This window comes from Streptomyces sp. HSW2009 (assembly GCF_040240285.1).
Lineage (GTDB): Bacteria > Actinomycetota > Actinomycetes > Streptomycetales > Streptomycetaceae > Streptomyces.
The window spans coordinates 1-883 of record NZ_JBEHZD010001089.1 but is presented as its reverse complement, the minus strand read 5'-3'; the positions used below and the strand labels follow the sequence as shown (position 1 = coordinate 883).

Sequence of the window (883 nt, the reverse complement as noted above, 5' to 3'; positions counted from 1 at the left end):
CGCCCCACCGGCCGGGCCCGCCGCCGGGCGCGCCCCCGGTGGCGCGGCCGGGTGGGCCCCCGGCTAGCTCGTGGGGTGCGGCGCGGCGGCGGCCGGGGGCTGGACGGGGTGGTGCGGGCACGCGGGGACGTTCTCTTCGGGCACCCGCAAACGCTACTCGCCCGAGCACCCCGTCCGCGTAGCCCCGCCCCGGGGCCACCGGCGCCCGGGGCTACCGGTGCCTGCCGCTACCGGCGCCCGGGGCTACCGGTGCCGGCGGCGGCCGGCCGCTTCGCCCTCGCGGGCCGGTCTGGTGCCCTCGTTGCCGAAGTCCTTGAAGTCGTACGGCATCATCCGGTGCCGCTCGTCGCGCCGGGGCACCTCGTCCGGCTCGCGGTACTGCCTGATGTAACCGACCGCCTCACCTTCCTGGTGGCCGGGGCCGTGGTCCGGTGGGACGTGGCCGGTGCGGTACTCCTCCTCCGTCTCCCAGGCGCCGGAGCGCGGCTGCGGCTCCTGCGACGGGGGCGGTTCCCGGTCCCGGCGGCGGAGTCCGTACCCCACGGCCAGGATCAATACGGCGGCAACGACGACCCCGGCCACGAGGGGGGCGATGCCGACCAGATAGTCGCGTTTCACGGCGAGCTCGACGACCGCGTCGGAGGCCGAACCACCCGTGGAGGCCATGCCCTGGATGTCCATGCGCGTCGAGTACCCCTGTTGTCCGGACTCAGTCCGCCCGATCACACCCGACCCCAAGCCCCCACCAGCCCCTCCCCCTCCCCCTGCCGGCCGGTGCACTGTGCCCGGCGGCGCGCTGTGCCCGGCGTGCCACGGGCCACGGGCGACGGGTGGCGGGCGACGGGCGGCGGGTGGCGGGTGGCGGGCCACGGGCGGCGGGTAG

At 77.5% G+C, this 883-nt stretch carries 1 protein-coding gene; it reads right to left on the bottom strand.

The features are described from left to right. Positions 1–243: 243 nt before the first annotated feature. Positions 244–681, bottom strand: coding sequence for a DUF6479 family protein (locus AAHZ94_RS34690; RefSeq protein WP_349997642.1), 438 nt, complete (start codon positions 679–681; stop codon positions 244–246). Between the last annotated feature and the right edge of the window lie 202 nt (positions 682–883).